Genomic DNA, 19,321 nt, shown 5'->3' with positions numbered 1-19,321 from the left:
ACGGTCCGCTAACTCGCCGTTCGATGGCGCCTCCAAAGCCTGGGCGCGGCCTTAACCCGCGACCCGCGGGATGACTTTGGACGAAGGGGAGCGTTCCTTGTGCAGGAGCGCTCCCTTTGCGTACGGCTGCACAAAACGCCGTGCATACTGCGCGCATGGCCGATGCGCAGTGCGTGCGGGACACGGCAGCGCGATGGTTCTGGCATACTGGCGCCCATGGCAAGCTTTTGCGAACAATGTCGGAACCTGCCGCGTGCTCTGCACGCCTTAGACGGTCGTGTGAAAATCGCGCTGATGTTGGCGTATTCCGTAAGCCTGTTCCTGCTGCACGGCACGGTGGGGCTGGTGGCCGCAGCCGGGCTGCTGGCCCTGGCGGTCGTCGCAGGGCGCGTGCGCGTGGGCAGGCTGTTGCGGCAGGGGGCGCCCGCCCTGGTGCTGGCGGCATTTCTGCTGCTGTACCAGGTGGCGAACGCCGGGTGGGCGACCGGTGCCATGGTGGCCGGGCGCGTTGTGCTGCTGGTGTACGCCGGCCTTGTCTTGGCGGCTCTTTCCACCGAGAAGCAGCTGGCCGAGGCCCTGCAGCGCCTCCTGGCTCCTCTGGCACAGTGGGGCGTGCCGGTGCGCGATGTTACGGCGGCCCTTTCCATCGCCCTGCGCTTCCTGCCCCTGACGGCCCGCGAGCTGGCCTGCGTGCGGGCGGCGCAGCGGTCGCGCGGGGCGTCGTTGGAGGCAGGGGGCCTGTACGCGCGTCTGCGGGCCAATGCAGCCCTGATGGTGCCGTTGTTCGTGGGTTTGTTCCGTCGTGCCGACCGGCTGGCGGCTGCTATGGATGCACGCTGCTTCGGGGCGACCGCGATGCCGACGAGCTTGAACGCGCGTCGGCTGAGTCTAGGCGACGGCGTAGTCCTCGTCGTCGGCTGCGGGCTGTGCCTGGGGCTGGTCTTGCTGCCCTGAGCGTTTGCGCGTCGGTGCCAGCTCGCTGATGAGGATGGCGGCGAAGATGAGCACGAAGCCCGCGGCCATGCGTCCGGTGACCACTTCGCCGTAGAAGATCACGCTGGCCAGCACCCCGAACACCGATTCCAGCGACAGCAGAAGCGAGCCCTGGGCTTCGGGCACATGGGCGAGGCCCACATTCTGCAGCACGTAGCACAGCCCCGAGGCGAACACCACGAGGTAGGCCAGGTTGAAGAGAAAGTCTGCGTTGCCCACCGCCTGCCAGCCGGGGAAGGGCTCGGTTGCGGCCCCCAAGGCAAGCCCCATGATGCCGCCGAAGAGGAACTGGTACACCGTGAGCCCCAGCACGTCGTAGCGCTTCGAGAAGCGCGCGATGGCGATGATCTGGGCGGCGAAGAACACGGCGCACAGAAGCGTCATGAGGTCGCCGAAGCCTATGGTGAAGCTGCCGGCCGTGAGAGACACGAGCCCGATGCCCGCCACGCACAGCACCGCCGCCCCCACGTTCGCGAAAGTGGGCCGCTTGCGCGTGATCGCCCACAGCATGAACGGTACGATGACGCAATAGGTGGCCGTGAGAAACGCGTTCTTGCCCGGCGTGGTTTCGGCCAAGCCCACCGTCTGCACCCAGAAAGCCAGGAAGGTGACCGCGCCCAGCACCAAGCCTGCGCTCAGAAATCCCTTGTTCAGGCTGCCGCGCAGCTTGCGGTGGAACAGCGCCGCCATGAGCAGGCCCGTTAGCAAGAAGCGCACCCCGATCAGCTGCGCGGGCGGCAGTACGTCCACGGCGTCCTTCATCACCACGAAGGCAAAGCCCCAAATGACGGTGGCGGCCAGCAGCATGAGCTTGTACGCAAAGGCGGGAATATGTTGCTTGGTTTCCATAGGTTGCCATTATAGAGAGCCATGGTGCCGGTTGCCAAGGCGGAGCAGGTCAGATCGGCCATCAACTTGCAGAAATGCGAGTTGAGGGGCGATCTGACCGTACGGACGCCCCGAAAATGCAAGTTAAGGGGCGATCTGACCGGTTTCCCGGCCCCGGTCGCCTCCAAATCCGGTCAGATCGACCTCCATCTTGCATTTCTGCAAGTTCGCACCCGATCTGATCGGATCGTGGTTACGTCCGCTGACTAATTAGCAACACGGGGGAAACGGCGGCGAACCGCGAATGACGGCGTTGCGCCGAAGCTCCACCATGGAACCATCTTGTACAACCGACCAGAGAGGATATGCGTCATGTACTACTCCAGCGGCAACTACGAGGCCTTCGCCCATCCGCTTCCGCCCGAGGGTGTGGAAGGCAAGTCGGCCTACATCATCGGCAGCGGTCTGGCGGGGCTGGCCGCAGCCTGCTTCCTCGTGCGCGACGGGCGCATGGCCGGCGAGCGCATCCACATCCTGGAGCGCGATCCGCGCGCCGGCGGCGGCTGCGACGGGTGGGCCTACCCCGGCCTCGGTTTCACCATGCGCGGCGGCCGCGAGATGGACAACCACTTCGAGGTGATGTGGGACCTGTTCCGCGACATTCCCTCCATCGAAGACCCTAACGTGAGCGTGCTCGACTACTACTATTGGCTGAACAAGCGCGACCCGAACTACTCGCTGTGCCGCGCCACCGAGAAGCGCGGTCAAGACGCGCGCACCGACAACAAGTTCGATCTGTCCGACGCGGCTTGTACCGAGATCATGAACCTGTTCTTCACCCCTGAGGAGGACCTGCAGGACAAGGTCATCACCGAGTACTTCTCCGATGAGGTACTGAACTCGAACTTCTGGCTGTACTGGCGCACCATGTTCGCCTTCGAGAACTGGCACTCGGCCCTGGAGATGAAGCGCTACATCACGCGTTTCATCCACCATGTGGGCGGCCTGCCCGATTTCTCCGCCCTGCGCTTCACGCGTTACAACCAGTACGAGTCCATGATTCTGCCCATGGTGAACTACCTTGAGGCCCACGGGGTCGATTTCCAGTTCAACACCCACGTGACCGACGTGCGCTTCTCCTGCGACGGCGCTGAGGACGACAATCGCAAGCTGGCTACCGAGATTCGCCTGGTGCGCGAGGAGGGCCCCGCGGCAGTGGCGGCGGCCGAGGGGCTGCCGGCCGACGGGAAGACGGCGCGCATGCCCGCCGCGGGCCGCGAGGAGACCATTCCACTAACCGAGAACGACCTGGTGTTCATCACGCCCGGCAGCCTGGTGGCTCACTCGTCCTTCGGCAGCCAGGACGTGCCCGCCTCCTTCGCCCCCGAGCTCACTCCCGGCGATGGGTGGGACCTCTGGAAGAAGATCGCGTCCCAGTCGCCCGCCTTCGGCCGACCCGAGAAGTTCTGCGGCGACCCGGAGAAGAGCAACTGGGAGAGCGCCACGGTGACTACGCTCGACGAGAAGATCTTGCCCTATATCGAGGCCATCTGCAAGCGCGATCCTCTTTCCGGCGGCGTGGTGACGGGCGGCATCGTGTCGGTGCGCGACTCCAGCTGGCTTCTGTCGTGGACCATCAACCGCCAGCCGCAGTTCCGCGACCAGCCCGAGGGGCAGGTGTGCGTGTGGCTCTATGGCCTGTTCACCGATGTGCCGGGCGACTACGTGAAGAAGCCCATGCGCGACTGCACTGGACGCGAGATCTGCGAGGAGTGGCTGTACCATCTGGGTGTGCCCGAGGAAGAGATCGCCGAGCTGGCTGAGCACTCCGCGAACACGGTGCCCTGCATGATGCCCTATATCACGGCGTTCTTCATGCCCCGCGCCGACGGCGACCGGCCGCTCGTGGTGCCGCAAGGTGCGGTGAACTTCGCCTTCATCGGACAGTTCGCCGAGACGCCGCGCGACACCATCTTCACCACCGAGTACTCCATGCGCACGGGCATGGAGGCGGTCTACACGCTGCTTAACATCGACCGCGGCGTGCCCGAGGTGTGGGGGAGCGCCTACGATCTGCGCTGCCTGCTGAACGCCACGGTGCTTCTGCGCGATGGGAAGCCCGCCACCGACATGAACATGAACGTGCTGGAGAAGCTGCTGCTCTCGCGCGGGCTGAAGGAGATCGAGCACACCGACATCTACGGGCTGCTGCGGGAGTTCGGCGTCATTCCCACCACCGACGAGAACCGCGATGTGGCGGGCCCGAATCCCGGCGCGGTGTGGCCAGGCATCCACTAGGAGCGCCGCGGTTGCCGGGTGCCGCGGGCGCCCGTCCCGGTGCGCGGCGCTTGCGGTTCGGGCGGGTACCTTTGGGTGTGGCGGCCCCGGGCGCTGCGTTCGCTTTGCGCGTTTTCGGATGCGCCCTCCTTTTCGCGCCCCGCACGGGAACGTTCCCGTGCGGGGCGCGTTTGCGTGGTATGATGGAAAACGCTGAACAACAGCATCAACATTACCTGCAAGGAGGCACTACATGAGCGTCATCATCGATGTGTACGGGCGCGAGATCCTGGATTCCCGCGGCAACCCCACCGTCGAAGTGGAAGTCGTGCTGGAGGATGGTTCCTTCGGCCGCGCGGCGGTGCCCTCGGGCGCTTCCACCGGCGCCTTCGAGGCTGTGGAGCTGCGCGACTGCGACAAGAACCGTTACCTGGGCAAGGGCACGCAGGACGCTGTGGCCCATGTGAACAACGAGATTGCCGACGCGCTCATCGGCCTTGAGGCTGAGGACCAGCGCATGGTCGACGCCGCCATGATCGAGGCCGATGGTACCGACAACAAGGGTGCCTTCGGCGCCAATGCCATTCTGGGCGCGTCGCTGGCCGTGGCCCATGCCGCTGCCGAGGCGTCGGGCCTGCCTCTGTACAAGTACGTGGGCGGTGCCAACGCCCACCTTCTGCCCACGCCCATGATGAACATCCTGAATGGCGGCGTGCATGCCGACAACAACGTGGACTTCCAGGAGTTCATGATCATGCCCGTGGGCGCCCCCACCTTCGCGGAGGCCCTGCGCTGGTGCGCCGAGATCTACCACACGCTTAAGAAGGTGCTTCACGACGCCGGCCTCGGCGGCGGCGTGGGCGACGAGGGCGGATTTGCCCCCAACCTCAAGACCAACGAGGAGCCGCTGGCCTACATCGTGCAGGCCTGCGAGGCCGCCGGCTACAAGCCTGGCACCGACATCCTGTTCGCCATGGACCCGGCTTCCACCGAGTTCTACAACGCCGAGACCGGCAAGTACGTGCTGGCCGGCGAGGGCCGCGAGCTTTCGAGCGACGAGATGGTGGACTACTGGGAGGCGCTGGTGAACAAGTACCCCATCGTCTCCATCGAGGACGGCATGGCCGAGGAGGATTGGGGCGGCTGGAAGAAGCTGACCGAGCGCATCGGCGACCGCGTGCAGCTGGTGGGCGACGACCTGTTCGTCACCAACTCCAAGCGCCTGGCCAAGGGTATCGAGCTGGGCTGCGCCAACGCCATCCTCATCAAGGTGAACCAGATCGGCTCGCTCACCGAGACGCTGGAGGCTATCGAGATGGCCAAGCAGGCCGGCTACGCTTGCGTCATGAGTCACCGCTCCGGCGAAACCGAGGATGTGACCATCGCTGACTTGTCCGTGGCCGTGAACACCGGCCAGATCAAGACCGGCGCGCCCTGCCGTTCCGATCGCGTGGCCAAGTACAACCAGCTCATCCGCATCGAGGAGCAGCTGGAGGGCCAGGCCGAGTACGCCGGCCTGAAGGCGTTCTACAACATCAAGCGCTAGGCTGCATCCCCATACAAGCAAGCAAGAAGGCCGCCCCATCAATGAGGCGGCTTTCTTCGTTTGGCGACGGCGGAACGGGATCGCCTTTGTCTGCTTCCGCTTTGCCTCGTTTTCGGTTGACGAAGGGGGCCGTTTCTGCACGAGATCGCGAGTTATGAGCGTCTTGATTTCCCAGTGGAGCCCGTGGCGAGGAGCTCTCTTTGAAAAATGCCTGGTCATCGCGTTGCGATCAGATGGTGACGTTCAAGGACGAGGGTGCTTCGCATCCTCGAGACGCTGATAACTCGCGATCTCGTGCAGAAACCGGGTAGTTCGTTGACCGAGCTACGACATGGGGGCGGATTCCCGATGTGGGGGGCGGATTCCCGACGTGGGGCGAACTTCCGACGTGGGGGCGAACTCCAAAGTGAGATCAGGGTCGGTTGCAAACGCTTCTGGTAAACGAAAAGACCCCGCCAGGTGGCTCTGACGGGATCTTTCGGCATGCGGGAAGCGCCCGAGTTGGGAGGGAGGCTCGGGCGCGCGGCCCTCAGGTTATTCGGCGCCGGCCAGACGGCGGCCGGTGAGGTAGCCGAAGGTGAGACACGTGCCGCCCAGGTTGTGGCCGGGGAAGTGGGTGGAGTAGCAGTTGCAGTACATGTCGCCCACCATGGAGCCCAGGCAGTACAGCCCCTCGATAACCTCGTTGCTCTCGTTCATCACTTCCATGTTCTCGGTGCAGCGGATGCCGCCTACGGTGGTGAGGAACCACGGCGTGCACTTAATGCCGTAGAACGGGCCTTTCTTCACGGGCAGCAGCAGTTCCTTGCGCTTGCCGAACTCCTCGTCAACGCCGGTCTCGCAGAAGCCGTTGTAGTCCTCGATGGTCTTCAAGGTGGTTTCCGCGGGCAGCTCCAGCGCCTCCACCAGCTCTTCCAGCGTGTCGGCCTTCACCATCTTCACCTCGATGTCGCCCGAGCCGTTCATGTTGATGGTGCCGGGGCCGTCGATGGTGGTCTGCCAGTAGGCGCGCACGTCGTCGGGCGTTTCGAACACCTTGGGGCCGTCCACGTAGCGGTGGTTCTGCCACTGGGGCTCGTTGGCGTAGTCGTCATCCCAGATGGCGAAGGCGTGGTGGCCGATCTCGTGGGTGAGGGCCAAAGCGCCGTGGGAGATGACGTTGTCCTCGTTAGTGTAGCGGCGTCCTTCGGCGTTCACCATCAGGCCTTGGAAGGCGCGCACCTGGCGCGTGATGGAGCGCCACTGGAAGCAGAAGATCATCGGCGTGGGCGTCTCGTTCTTGTCCACGGCCGCGCCGGCCCAGTAGGCCATCTTGTGGCCCGAGCCGTCCCAGATGCCGCCGAACTCGGTTTGATGGGCGGCCCAGGGGATGTATTTCTCGAGCATGTCCTTGTCCATGCCGAAGTCGCCGGTGGCCAGCACCACGGCGTTCTTGCCGTTGAACTGCGCATAACCGTCAGCCGTCTTCGCGACGACGCCGGTGACGCGCTCGCCGTCCTTCAACAGCTGCTGGGCGTCGGTCAGGTAGCGAATGTCGACGCCGGCCTGGGCGCAGTAGGCGGCCATGTTGTCGCATACGTCCTGCTGGGGGTTGTCATCGGGACCCAGGCCGTTGGGGCCGTCCAGGAACTCGTGGGTGCCCGGGAACTCGCCGTTGATGTCCTCGGGGTCCTCGTACCAGTGTTCCATGACCGGCGTGAGGTCGTTGCCGCCCACTGCGCTGGCCGTGGTCATGCGGTCGATGAGCCAGTCCATGGCCTCGCCGGAGCGGTGGAAGTGGTTCATCCACTTGCGGCCGTCGACGCGGTAGGAGTGGTAGCCCATCATGCGCTTGTAGCGCTGGGCGATTTCCTCCACGGGGCACTCGTAGCCCTTCTCCTTCGTGAGCTTCGAGTTCATGGCATAGATGGAGCCGCCGCGGCCCACCACGTGGTCCATGCGCTCCAACATGACCACCTTCGCGCCGTTCTCGGCGGCGGCCAGCGCGCAGCACAAACCCGAGAAGCCGGCGCCGATGATGACGATGTCGGCATCCACGGTTTCCACGATGTCGCTCTCGGGAATGGGATCGGGGGCGGTCTCGAAAGCATAGGTGCCCGTGGAGGCCATCTTGCCGTCGGCGGTACCCTTCGGCTCGGCGGCGCAGCCCGCCAAGGTCGCCGCGCCCGCGGCCGCGGCAGTGGCTGCGGCACCTGTGGCGATGGCGCCCTTCAGGAAGCTGCGGCGATCCATGCTGAGGAAGTTCTCGCTCATGACTCTCTCCTTCTGATCGTTGGAACGGCAAGGCGACGGGCGTCTCCTGCCGTTCCGCCGGCGCCCTCCGCACCGGCTTCGGCTACGAACCTATCATGGGGTGTCCCTTTGCGCGTCGCCCATCCCAGGGAAAAAGCCGTTTCAATCGTTTTCACCCCGCAGGGTGAGTGCCAAAACGCTAGACTTTAAGGCAGGGAGGAAGGACGAGGGCATGGGCTATGAGCAAGTAAGGAAGCTGTTCAACGAGCGCGCCGAGCGGGAGGGCGCCGTGCGCGGATTGCGGAAGACGGTGGTGGGGCGCGGTCGCATCGGCGTTGCCATGGGCTGCTATTCGCTGTGGATGGTCGCGTGCTGCGTGGGGCGTCCGGTGGAGGTTCCGCTTCTGGGCGGCCTTGCGGTGCCCGCGTGGATTCTGCCGCTGCTGTGCAATGCCGCGGCCAGCACCGTAATCGCGGTGCGCTTCCGGCGGACGCGGGTGGTGCGCAGCGGGAAATCGTGGATTGCGATGTTGATTGGCCTGATGACGATGGCTGCCGTGCTGCATTTCGCTTGGATGGAGGGAGCGGCGTGGGCGGCGGAGATTCGGCTTGCTCTGTTTGTCGGCGCCAGCGTGCTGACGGGCGTGGGGGCTGCCCTGTTCCGGGTGGAAATCGATCGGGTTTTCGGCTGGATCGGCACTCAGCAAACGCTGTATCAGGGCGTGTTGGCCACGGCGGCGCACGCTGTGTTGCTGGGGATGTGCCTGGCGATCGGAAGTGCGGCGGGCCTGTGGGACGGCCATGAGGCGCTCGGCGTACTGGCGCTTGCCATGCCCGCGGCGACGGGATGCCTGCTGTATTCGGTGGTGCGCGTGCTGCCTCGCGGGCGGTTCTTCGACCACGGCATCTCGGCACCGCTTCCCTTCCCCACGAAGTTTGTGGCCACATCTGGTATACAGGGGCTGGCGGCGGGCATTCTGTATGGGACGCTGTTCGTGGTGTGCGGCGACGCCCCGCTGCTTGCTCCGGGTGCCATTGCCGGTCAGCTGGTCGGAGCCGTGCTGCTGTTCCTGACGGTGATGTTCCTGCGGCTCGATTTCAACCGATTCATCTACAAGGTGGCCTTCCCCTTTGTGGCTGCGGGCTTTCTGCTGGCGGGGTTGCGCTGGGGCGGTGTCGAAGGGGGAGCCGCCGTGCTGATGGCGGGTTTCTGCTATCTCGATTTGGTGCTGTGGAGCTTGGGCGCGTGCCTCATCAAGAACATGGGACTGCCGGCGACGTGGGTGGCAGCCTGCCCCGGTGCGGCGCTGTTCTTCGGCGCGACGATCGGCGGGCTGTTCGTGTGCACGCTGGCGGCGGCGCGTCCGTTGGCTGCGCCGGTGGAATATGGCAGCCTGATGGCGTGCCTGCTTCTGGCCAGCGCGCTGTTCCTTTCCAGCGGCAACAACATGAAATACGGTTGGGGAACCATTGTGCCCGGCGAAGGCGGCATCGACCTGGGCGACCTGAGCGGTGTCGTGCGCTTCGTGGCGGTGGAGCGCGGGGTATCGCAGCGCGAGACCGAGGTGATGGAGCTGCTCGTGCAGGGAAAGACGCGACGCGAGATATGCGACGCCCTCACCGTGTCGCCCGATACGGTGAAGACCCACGTGCGTGCCATCTACCGTAAGCTGGACGTGCATTCCCAGCAAGACCTCGTCGATCGCATCGTCGCCGAGCGCGATCGACTGGTGGAAGATCCTGCCGCCGAGCCCTTGCGGTAGGGGGTGCGGGCGCGCGGCTATCCCAAAAGCCCCAGGCCCTTGGCGATGTTGGCGATGAAATCCTGCACGTTGGTGACAATGCCACGGCTGGCCAGGCTGCCGCGGTCCACCAGCTTGTTCACGGCGAACTCGGCGATGTCCACGCAGTAGAAGTACACCGGGCGTATGGTGCCGTCGTCCATCACGCGGTAGGAGGGCGTCATGTTGCCCGTGGCGATGGTGTGCAGCATGGTGGCCATGCAGATGACCGTGGTGGCATTGCGGACGTGATCGCGCATGGCGTCCTGGGCTTCATAGGCGTTGCCGTACACGCCGGGCAAGGGGCCGTCATCGCGGATGGAGCCGGCCAGCACGTAGGGCACGCCGTTGCGCACGAGTGCGTCCATGATGCCGTCATGCACACACTCTTCCTGAATGAACTTCTCGATGCTGCCCCAGTACCGCACACGGTTGATGGTGTCCAGGTGGTGGTAGTGACCGTTGGGGCGGTTCTCCTGGGTGTCGATGTCCTGGCCGAGCGACGTGTGGAAGTAGGCTCCTTCCAGATCATGGGTGGCCAGCGCGTTGCCAGCGAACACCGCGTCAGCGTACCCGGCGTCGATGATCTTCGCGAAGGCGTCGCGCGAGAACCCGTTGAAGGTGAAGGCCGGCCCCATGACCCACACGATGGAGCCGTGGTCGCGGTCGTGACGCAAAAGCTCGTACAGCTCGTCGTAGTCGCGCGAGAAGGCGGTCTCGCGGGAACGCCCCAGGCGGAAGGCGAAGTTGTCGTGGCCCCCGGGGTGCGGCGCGCCGGGCTCGGGCACCTCCAGGCTGCGGAAGCCGTCGGTGTACACGAGGATGCCCTCCTCGCCGTTTTCCGTGCGCCCGCAGGCGATAAGATCGCCGGCGCGAATGTGGCGAAACTCGCGCACATGCACCTCGCCGTCTTCCACCACGGCCACGCAGTCCATGCGCGAGTCGCGGGCGAGCACCCAGCGGCCGTCCAGCTTCAGGTACTCCGGATAGATGGACATGGCGTGGTAGCCCTCGGGTGCCACGAAGTCTTTCGGCGCCGGCACCAAGCGCACGTTGGGCGCTGCGGCCAGGTGGGGGAGTGCGAAGTCGGGCGGCGTGTAGGGCGTGGGCGTGAACGACATGGGCGACCTTCTTTCCTCAGAGTCGGTTGCAGCCATTGTAACGCTTGAGCTGCCTGCTCCCAATGGGGACGGATTCTTTGCAGCGCGCGAGTGTTCCTGCTCCCCTCGTGCTTCCGCGGCCCGCATCTTCGTTGGATTCGGTCGTTGAAGATGCGCTTTTTTGCACGAGATCGTCATTTATGAGCGTCGGGAATTCGAACGGGGAATGGTGCCTTGGAATGAGTTTCGGAAAGTGCCTGATCACAGCCTTGCTCTTGAGGCCTAGTTTTGAATCGAGATCGCGAAGTCCTCTCCGAGACGCTAATAAATCGCGATCCTATGCAAATTTCGGGTGGTTCGTCGACCCGCATTGCGATGGCGCCGCGCGTTCCATCGGGAGGGGAGTGCCGACTTCGCTCTATGGTTATTCTCAAACAGTTATAATATGCTCAGTGAAACGGCGATAGCGGGATTCTGGCTACGCGGTACGGCTGTGCGGCTGCGGAGCGGGAAGGGAAGGATCGATTCTGTGAAAGAGATGATTTCGCTGGAGGAGGCCCGCGCGCTCGTGTGCGGAGCCGTGGCGCCTACCGAGGTGGAGACGGTGCCGTTGCTGGAGGCGGTGGGGCGGCCCGTGGCGGCCGATCTGACAAGCGACATCGATGTGGCGCCCTTCGCCCATTCCGCTATGGACGGGTTCGCCCTGCGGGCCGCTGAGATAGCCGCGGCGGCCGAGGACGCCCCCGCAACCCTGCGCGTCGTTGCCGAGATCGGCGCCGGCGACGTGTTCGACGGCGTGATCGGGCCGGGCGAGTGCGTGCGCATTATGACCGGCGCCTGTCTGCCCGCCGATGCCGACGCTGTGGTGAAGTACGAGATCGTGGGCGTGGTGGAAGGCGATGGGAAGACCGGCTCGCTGGTGTCGTTTACCGCTCCCGCCAAGGCGGGTGCCAACGTGCGTCCTGCCGGTGAGGAAGCTCGGGCCGGGGAAGTGATCGTGCGCGCCGGTGAGGTGATAAGCGCTGCCGGTGTGGGCTTTTTGGCCGGTTGTGGGGTGCTGGAGGTGCCGGTGTGCCGCCGTCCTCGCGTGGCCATTATCGCCACGGGCAGCGAACTGGTGCCGGCATCCGAGGTGCCCGGTCCTGGCAAGATTCGCAACTCGAACAGCTATGCCATGGCCGCCTGCGCCCGCGAGGCCGGTGCTGAGGCCCACATGCTGCCCATTGTGGAGGACACCTTCGAGGCGCTGCGCGACGCCGTGGCCGCGGCGGCTCGCGATTACGATTTCGTCGTGACCACCGGCGGTGCCGCCAACGGTGACTACGACTTCATCAAGCCCGTCGTAGCCGAGCTGGGCGAGCTGATGATGACCACGGTGAGCATGCGCCCCGGCAAAGCCCAGACCTTCGGCATCGTGAATGGCACGCCGGTGTTTGGATTGCCGGGTAACCCAGCGGCGGCTTACGTGGGCTTCCAGATGCTCATTCGCCCGGCGTTGCGCACCATGCAGGGCTACACGTTCATGGATCATCCCGTGGTGCGCGCTCGCCTCACTGCCGACGAGAAGAACCGCGATCCACGTCGTATCTTCCTGCGCGCGAACCTTACCCGCGCATCCGACGGCACCTACGAGGTGACGCCGGCCAAGAACCAGAGCTCGGGGCTATTCGGCCCCATCCAGAAGACCAACTGCATGGCCGTCATGCCCGACGGCACCGAGCCCCAGCCTGCCGGAAGCGTGGTAGACTGCATTCTGCTGGATGTGCCCGAGGAAGTTTGCCTGTAAGGAGAATCATGACCATCAAGTTCGCTATCATCACCTGCTCCGACACGCGCACGCTGGAAACCGACGAAGCTGGTCAGAAGCTGGAAGAGCTCATCGCCGAGCAGGGTTGGGAGTGCATCCGCCGCGTCGTGGAAATGGACGAGCGCCCCTTTATTGCCGGTGCGCTTATCGACGCGTGCGACCACACCGATGCCGATGTGGTGCTCACCTGCGGCGGCAGCGGGCTTTCGCTGCGCGACGTGACGCCCGAGGCCACCCGCGACGTGGCCGATCGCGAGGTGCCCGGCATCGCCGAGGCCATGCGCGTGCACAGCCTGGCCATCACCCCCTACGCCATGCTGTCGCGCGCCATCTGCGCTCAGCGCGGGCATACGCTCATCATCAACCTGCCCGGGTCCACCAAGGCGGCCACCGAGAACTGGGAGGGCATCGTGGAGGCGTTGCCGCACGCCGTGAAGATGATGGCCGGCGAAGGCCACGACACGCAGAAGGATCTTTCGAAGAAGCTTGCCGCCGCTGCGGCCCGAGGCGAGCTCGGGTAAAGTTCGGGACGCGCGACAAAGCGCCCGGCCCTTGTCGTGCCGTCACGCCCTATGCCGTGAAGATGGCGGCCTCGCCCGCATCGACGGGGTCAACAAGCGCTATACTAGAGCCTGATGATGTAGGCGTTAAGTGCGAATTTCGAGGTGGCGTTTCATGGCAGAACTCCCCAACGGCTTCACGGGTTTCTCGCATCGCGACCCGAATTTCGTGTCGGCGGGCGATGCGATGCGCAGCTCCCGCTACGACGACACGCCCTTCACGGCTCGCAAGCGCGATGCATCCCTGGCGACCGGCTGGGCGCCGGCGTCGGTTGGCGGCCCGTCTCAGCGTGCCGGTGCCAGCCGCATGGCCTCTCCCAGCATTCTGCAGTTCGCCGAAGCCGGCACCCCTGCCGGTGCGGCTCCGCAGTTCGACCCCGAAAAGCTCGCGCGCATTCCCGAGGTGGACCGCCGCTGGTCGTGGGTGGAAATCGATCTGAACGCCATCCGCCACAACGCCTCCACCGTGAAGCGCGGCCTGCAGCCGGGCTGCCGGCTGATGGCCGTGGTGAAGGCCGACGCCTACGGCCACGGTGCCGTGCAGGTGGCCAAAACGGCCCTGAACTCGGGGGCGGAATATCTGGGCGTAGCCACGGTTGACGAGGCCATCGCCCTGCGCGAGGCCTATGTGAACGCGCCGGTGCTCATCCTGGGCGAGCCGCCCGCCAGCGCTATTCCGCTGCTTCTGGCCTACAAGATCATGCCCAGCGTGTACACGGCCGAGTTCGCCATCCGCTACGCCGAGGCCGCCGATGCCTTCGGTCTGATGGCGCCATTCCACCTGAAGGTGAACACGGGCATGAACCGTATCGGCGTGCGTTGGGACGAAGTGGTGGAATTCGTGCGACAGATATCGTTCCACCGGGCGCTGGACATGCAGGGCACGTTCACCCATTTCGCTACGGCCGACTGCCCTGGCACCATCGACTTCGACCGCCAGGTGAAGCGCTTCGCCGAGGCGGTGAACGCGCTGCGGGCGGCCGGCATCAATCCCGGCATCGTGCACGCGGCGAACTCGGCGGCGGCCATTCGCTATCCCGAGGTGCAGCTGGACATGGTGCGCCTCGGCATCGCGCTGTACGGCTTCTACCCGTGCCCCGAGGCCTACCCGCTGATCGACCTGAAGCCGGCCATGGCCGTGAAGGCCCGCATCTCCGAGGTGAAGACGGTGCCGGTGGGCGAGGGCGTCAGCTACGGGTTGCACTACCGCAGCCCCGGTGCGGTGAAGGTGTGCACGCTGCCCATCGGCTATGCCGACGGTCTGCGTCGCGGGCTTTCGGGCCGTACCGATGTGCTGCTGGCCGGCCGCCGCTTCCACCAGGTGGGCAACATCTGCATGGACCAGTGCATGTTCGAGGTGAACCTGCGCCAGCGCCACGACTTCGACCCGCAGATCGGCGACGAGGTGGTTATCGTGGGCGAGCAGGGCGAGGCGGCGGTCACCATCGACCAGATGGCCGAAACGCTGGGCACCATCCAGCACGAAGTGGCCATTGGGTTCGGCTGCTCTCGGATGCCTCGAATTTATATTTAGCGTTGGCACTGGCGAAGGGTGCCGGCCGACGGCGGGGCAACGTCGCTCGGCGGAGGGCGCTCTTGCGGAGGCTGGCCCCCGCGTAGGGCAAGGGCTCTGCCCTTGCCGCCAAACGATGACGGCCCCCTGATCGGGGCCGGCTTACGGCCCGTTTGGGAAAGCGGAAGGAAAAGAAGGAAGGACTCAGGATGGAAAGACCCCACATCCCCCTCGACGAGCTGCGGGCGCAGGTGGCCGCGTGCCGGCAGTGCCCGCTGTGCGACGGGCGTACGCAGACGGTATTCGGCGTGGGCGACCCCAACGCGCGGGTGCTCATCGTGGGGGAGGCGCCGGGTAAGAACGAGGACGCCCAAGGCGAGCCCTTCGTGGGGGCCGCGGGCAAGTATCTGAACGAGCTTCTGGCCATTGCGGGCCTCACGCGCGACGAGGTGTTCATCGCCAACGTGCTGAAGTGCCGGCCGCCTTCGAACCGCGACCCGCGTCCCGAGGAAATCCAGGCCTGCACGCCGTTTCTGCGCGAGCAGACGCGCACCATCGATCCGGAGTTCATCGTCACGCTGGGCAACTTCGCCACAAAGTTCATCCTGAAGACCGACGTGGGCATCACCCGCCTGCACGGCACGCTGCAACGGGCCGGTCGCTTCAAGGTGTTCCCCATCTTCCATCCGGCCGCCGCGCTGTACGACGGCAGCAAGCGCGAGGCCCTAGAGAACGACTTCACCACCCTGGGCGAACTGCTGCGTGGCTGAGGACGCGCGATTTCTTGTGCGAAAATCCGCCTCGATTTCCGGTTCTCCACCTTTTTGGACGAAAAATAGGGCGCGATTTCCGGATTTCCATGTTTGGGAAGGGAAAAACGGTGGAAATCGGGAAATCGAGGCGGATTTTCGACCAGCCACATTTGCCCGGGCCTTGTTGCTTGCAAGCTGTTGCTGCGGACGGGCGACGGGGGTGTGAGTGCGGCGGCGGGTCTGTGACGCAGTTGCGTTTGCGCGGCGAGGTTTAAAGCCATCTCTTCCGCTTGAAGAACAGCACCATCACCACGATCATGATCAGGGCAAGCGTGATGATGGTGACCGCCATATAGGGCCAGTCGAGCCCGGGCAGCACGGTGAGGTTCATGCCGAACCAGCCGGTGACCAGCGTCAGCGGCGCGAACATCACGGTGACGATGGTGAGAATCTGCATGGTGGAGTTCTGCTTCAGGTCGATCTGCGTCTGGTGCAGCTCGCGCAGCTGCAGGCTGTACTCGCGCAGGGTCTCGGCGCGGTTCGCCAGGTGGTTCGCGTGGGCCGCGATGTGGCTGAAGGCGCGGGCCTCCTCCCGGCTCATCACCTTGTTCTCGTTGTCGGCGATGAGGTCGGCCATCACCGCGATCTGCTGGTAGTACGAGCCCATGCGCATGGCGGCGCGCCGGTAGTTCATGATGGTCTGCGACGAGACGGCCTCGCTGTGGTCGAGCATGGCCTCCTCCACGGCCTCCATGGAATCCTCCATCACGGAAAACCAGGTGAAGTCGTCGGCGATGAGCGCCTTCATGAGGGCGTACAGGCAATGCGAGGTGGTGCCCTTGGTGAGGATGCCGCTTGCGGCCACCTTCTGCAGGAGGTCGGTGGTCACCGCACCGTCGTCGATGAAGATGAGCCGGTCGGCGTCCAGGTAGAAGGAAAGCCGGTCGGGGTCGTCTGTGGGGTCGGACTTGTCGGGCACGGCGAACGACCCGATGAGGAAGGCGGGGTACAGCTCCACGAAGTTCATCTCCGCCGGCTCCAGGGCCGCAAGGCCGCTGCGCCCCTCTTGGGAGATGTTGGGCAGCTGGCTGAACTCGTGGGACGTGATGACCTTCACGAGTGGCGGCCGGGGCGCGTCGCTCGTGCTGGGCGCGTCCAGGGGGTGGGGGCGGTTCAGCTCGTAAACGGTTGCCATCGGTTCCTCCTCTCGGCGCCCTTCTCTGCCCACCCAGTATAGAATGAGCCGTGCGCTAAGGTTTTTCGTGGCATCATCTGTCACTTACTTGTGGCTCGCCGTCTCCGGTGACGGCGTGGTGGTATGCAGACCTATGACCCCTGCGTCTGTGGTAATGCGGGCGGGGGGCGCGATGCGGCGGCGTGCGGGCTTGCGGCCCTGCGCTCGCGGCAATGCGATCGGGAGCTGCGGCGCGAGGAGCTGCGTCTGCGGGTTCGCGACCGGGCTGTCGGCGGCCGCACGCGCGTGGTCGACGCACGATGGGAGCAGCTTGCGGGTGTGCGGGCGAGGGAAAGGAGCACGGCATGGTATTCGATCCGGTGGCGTGGATTAACACACCGCGTTGGCAGGCGTCGCGTCTGGGGCTCGACCGTATGGTCGACTTGCTGGAGCGCATGGGACGCCCTCAGGACAGCCTGCGCTTCGTGCATGTGGCGGGCACCAACGGGAAGGGGTCGACCTGCGCGTATTTGGCTGGCATGCTGCAAGCTGCGGGCTTTCGCGTGGGGCTGTTCACGAGCCCTTTCGTGTTCTGCTTCGAGGAGCGCATCCGGGTGAACGGCGCGAACATTACCGCCGATGAGCTGGCGCGCGCGGTGGAGATCGTGCGGCCCCATGCCGAGGCCGTGGAGGCGGCGTCGGGCGACCATCCCACCGAGTTCGAGCTGATGGCCGCCGTGGCCTTCGAGCACTTCCGTGCCAGCGCGTGCGACATCGTGGTGCTGGAGGTGGGTCTCGGGGGCCGGCTGGACGCCACGAACGTCATCGATGCGCCCGAGGCGAGCGTTGTCTGCCGCATCGGGCTCGATCACACCGATCTTCTGGGCGATACCCTGGCCGCGGTGGGGGGGGAGAAGGCCGGCATCGTGAAGGCGGGTGCGCCGGTGGTCAGCTGGCCCCAGGAGCCCGAGGCCATGGCCGTGGTGCGCGCTGCCGCCGAGGCGCAGGGGTGCGCGCTTACGGTGCCCGACTTCGCGCAGCTTGCGGTGGAGCCGCTGGTGCTGGGGGCCGAGCGGGGGGCCGGCGAGGTCGAAGGCGAGGGCGTTCGTGGTGCTGAGCCGGGCGAAGGGGGAGACGGTCCCGCCGTGCCCCTCCGGCGTCGGTTCGCCTACCGGGGGCGTGCCTTCGAGACGCAGCTTTTGGGCAGCTATCAGCCCTATAACGCGGCACTCGCTTTGGAGGTGGCACGTGTGCTGCGCGAGCGCGGGTGGGATATCTCGGACGACGCTGAAGCCGTCGGCATCGCCACGGCTCGGTGGCCCGGGCGCTTCGAAGTGGTGGGAACGTCGCCTCTTGCCATCGTGGACGGGGGGCACAACCCCCAGGGTGCCGAGGCCCTGGCCGACTCGCTTGCCGATCTGCTTGGGGCCCCGGGGCGGGGCACCGTGCACTTCGCCTTGGGTGTGCTGGCCGATAAGGACTATCCGGCCATGGTGCGCGCTGTCGCCCCCTGGGCTGCCAGTTTCCACGTGTACGCACCGGCGAACCCGCGGTCCCTTCCCGCCGCCGAGCTGGCCGCATGCATACGCGCGGAACTCGCCAACGCAGATCGCGCCGATGCCGTGCCGGTGCAAGCGTGCGCGAGCCCGGCCGATGCCTTCGCCGCCGCTCGCACCGCCGCCGGCCCCGATGGCGTTGCCGTGGCCTTCGGCACCCTGTACGCCATCGGCGATTTGCGGGCATGAGAGGCGGGCGGCCTGGGTAAGGAAAAGCCCCGCGGCCAGAGGGCGGCAAGGGCAGAGCCCTTGCCCTACGGAGGATGCCGCTTCAGGCCGCCCGCCAGCTCTGGAAGAAAAAAGGCCCCGCAACCGGAGTTGCGGGGCCTTTGCAGGTGCCGTTATACGGCGGGCGACTTACAGGGAGTCGATGTAGGCAACCAGATCGCCCACGGTGACGAGGCCCTCGGGCTCGCCGAAGTCGACCTCGCAGGCCTCCTCCAGATCGCAGATGAGCTCCACCATGTCCAGGGAGTCGATGCCGAGCGACTCGAAGGTCGCCTCGGGGGTGACGGTGGCGGGGTCGATGTCGAGGTTGCTCTCGAGAACGCCGGCGATGGTGTCGATAGTGGCCATGAACTAATCCTCCTTTTGCGTGAGCAGACCGTAGCCGCCGTCCTCGCGGCGGTACAGGATGTGCACCAGGTTGGTGTCGCGATCAGTGTACGCGAAAAAGTCGTGACCCAGAAGGTCGATCTGGATGAGCGCCTCTTCTTCGGTCATGGGCGTGAACTCGGTCTCCTTGCGGCGCACGATCTCGTCATCAGCCAGTTCGTCCATCAGACGATCCAGATCGAGGTCGCTCTCGGGACGGGCATCCTCATGGGCGAAATCGACGATGCGCTCGGTGGCGCGCACCTTCTTGTCCAGCACGCGGGTCTTGTACTTGCGCAGCTGACGGGCGACCTTGGCGGCGGCCACGTCGATGGCGGCGTACATGTCCTCTTCGCTTTCCTCCACGCGCACGATGTGACCCTTGATGCGCACGGTCACCTCGCAGATGGCCGGCAGCGGGTTGGCCGGGTTCTTCTCGGTATACAGGACAACTTCCGTGGAAACGGTGTCGGCGTCCACGGCCTTGATGGCGTTGCCCACCTTCTCCTCGGCGTATTGACGAAGGGCGTCGGTGACGGGCATTTTGCGTCCGGACACGGTGATCGTCATGATTTCCACCTCTTTAACTCGGGACTTACAACAACATGC

At 65.4% G+C, this 19,321-nt stretch carries 15 protein-coding genes; 9 read left to right on the top strand and 6 right to left on the bottom strand.

Features of this window, described 5'->3' with window-relative positions:
* Positions 1 to 162 precede the first annotated feature (162 nt).
* On the top strand, positions 163 to 954 hold the full coding sequence (locus VIN30_RS06520) for an energy-coupling factor transporter transmembrane component T family protein (RefSeq protein ID WP_338210216.1): 792 nt from the start codon (positions 163 to 165) through the stop codon (positions 952 to 954).
* Here VIN30_RS06520 and VIN30_RS06515 read toward each other — a convergent pair.
* A complete protein-coding gene (locus tag VIN30_RS06515; RefSeq protein ID WP_338210214.1) occupies positions 889 to 1,842 on the bottom strand; it encodes a DMT family transporter in 954 nt (317 codons plus the stop codon). The two genes, VIN30_RS06520 and VIN30_RS06515, sit on opposite strands and share 66 nt — an antisense overlap.
* A 351-nt stretch (positions 1,843 to 2,193) precedes the next feature.
* Between VIN30_RS06515 and VIN30_RS06510 the strand changes: the two genes are divergently transcribed.
* Positions 2,194 to 4,119, top strand: coding sequence for an oleate hydratase (locus VIN30_RS06510; RefSeq protein ID WP_338210212.1), 1,926 nt, complete (start codon positions 2,194 to 2,196; stop codon positions 4,117 to 4,119).
* Between the two features lie 232 nt (positions 4,120 to 4,351).
* Positions 4,352 to 5,644 carry a phosphopyruvate hydratase gene (gene eno, locus VIN30_RS06505; RefSeq protein WP_338210209.1) on the top strand — a complete coding sequence of 431 codons (1,293 nt, stop codon included), beginning with the start codon at positions 4,352 to 4,354 and terminating at the stop codon, positions 5,642 to 5,644.
* A gap of 534 nt (positions 5,645 to 6,178) precedes the next feature.
* Here eno and VIN30_RS06500 read toward each other — a convergent pair.
* Positions 6,179 to 7,897, bottom strand: a complete 1,719-nt coding sequence (locus tag VIN30_RS06500; RefSeq protein WP_338210207.1) for an FAD-dependent oxidoreductase — start codon at positions 7,895 to 7,897, stop codon at positions 6,179 to 6,181.
* Positions 7,898 to 8,108: 211 nt separating this feature from the next.
* On the opposite strand from VIN30_RS06500, the gene VIN30_RS06495 reads away from it, so the two are divergent.
* Entirely contained in the window at positions 8,109 to 9,638 is a 1,530-nt protein-coding gene (locus tag VIN30_RS06495) for a response regulator transcription factor (RefSeq protein ID WP_338210205.1), read from the top strand.
* A gap of 17 nt (positions 9,639 to 9,655) precedes the next feature.
* On the opposite strand, the gene VIN30_RS06490 is transcribed toward VIN30_RS06495, so the two are convergent.
* On the bottom strand, positions 9,656 to 10,777 hold the full coding sequence (locus VIN30_RS06490; protein ID WP_338210203.1) for a putative NPN-dependent ornithine cyclodeaminase: 1,122 nt from the start codon (positions 10,775 to 10,777) through the stop codon (positions 9,656 to 9,658).
* Between the two features lie 508 nt (positions 10,778 to 11,285).
* On the opposite strand from VIN30_RS06490, the gene VIN30_RS06485 reads away from it, so the two are divergent.
* The 4 genes from VIN30_RS06485 (at position 11,286) to VIN30_RS06470 (ending at position 15,406) form a co-directional block, all read left to right on the top strand.
* Entirely contained in the window at positions 11,286 to 12,542 is a 1,257-nt protein-coding gene (locus VIN30_RS06485; protein WP_338210201.1) for a molybdopterin molybdotransferase MoeA, read from the top strand.
* An 8-nt stretch (positions 12,543 to 12,550) separates the two neighbouring features.
* On the top strand, positions 12,551 to 13,084 hold the full coding sequence (locus VIN30_RS06480; RefSeq protein WP_326424461.1) for a MogA/MoaB family molybdenum cofactor biosynthesis protein: 534 nt from the start codon (positions 12,551 to 12,553) through the stop codon (positions 13,082 to 13,084).
* Positions 13,085 to 13,430: 346 nt separating this feature from the next.
* Complete coding sequence (alr, locus tag VIN30_RS06475) at positions 13,431 to 14,657, top strand: alanine racemase (RefSeq protein WP_420915322.1); 1,227 nt, start codon at positions 13,431 to 13,433, stop codon at positions 14,655 to 14,657.
* A gap of 188 nt (positions 14,658 to 14,845) precedes the next feature.
* Positions 14,846 to 15,406 carry a uracil-DNA glycosylase gene (locus VIN30_RS06470; protein WP_338210197.1) on the top strand — a complete coding sequence of 187 codons (561 nt, stop codon included), beginning with the start codon at positions 14,846 to 14,848 and terminating at the stop codon, positions 15,404 to 15,406.
* 253 nt (positions 15,407 to 15,659) lie between these two features.
* Here VIN30_RS06470 and VIN30_RS06465 read toward each other — a convergent pair whose 3' ends face one another.
* Complete coding sequence (locus tag VIN30_RS06465) at positions 15,660 to 16,583, bottom strand: magnesium transporter CorA family protein (protein ID WP_338210195.1); 924 nt, start codon at positions 16,581 to 16,583, stop codon at positions 15,660 to 15,662.
* Between the two features lie 344 nt (positions 16,584 to 16,927).
* Here VIN30_RS06465 and VIN30_RS06460 point away from each other — a divergent pair, with 344 nt between their 5' ends.
* Positions 16,928 to 18,307 (top strand): bifunctional folylpolyglutamate synthase/dihydrofolate synthase, encoded by a 1,380-nt coding sequence (locus tag VIN30_RS06460; RefSeq protein WP_338210193.1) that lies wholly within the window; start codon positions 16,928 to 16,930, stop codon positions 18,305 to 18,307.
* Positions 18,308 to 18,475: 168 nt separating this feature from the next.
* Here VIN30_RS06460 and VIN30_RS06455 read toward each other — a convergent pair whose 3' ends face one another.
* Together VIN30_RS06455 and hpf are read right to left on the bottom strand one after the other, a co-directional pair.
* Positions 18,476 to 18,694, bottom strand: a complete 219-nt coding sequence (locus VIN30_RS06455; protein ID WP_016309287.1) for an acyl carrier protein — start codon at positions 18,692 to 18,694, stop codon at positions 18,476 to 18,478.
* Positions 18,695 to 18,697: 3 nt separating this feature from the next.
* Positions 18,698 to 19,282: a ribosome hibernation-promoting factor, HPF/YfiA family gene (gene hpf, locus VIN30_RS06450; RefSeq protein WP_338210189.1), complete on the bottom strand. Its 585-nt coding sequence runs from the start codon at positions 19,280 to 19,282 to the stop codon at positions 18,698 to 18,700.
* Positions 19,283 to 19,321: the final 39 nt, after the last annotated feature.

The organism is Adlercreutzia wanghongyangiae (assembly GCF_035989245.1).
Lineage (GTDB): Bacteria > Actinomycetota > Coriobacteriia > Coriobacteriales > Eggerthellaceae > Adlercreutzia > Adlercreutzia wanghongyangiae.
Note: the sequence above shows the minus strand (reverse complement) of the source record. Positions and strands in the feature narration are given on the sequence as shown.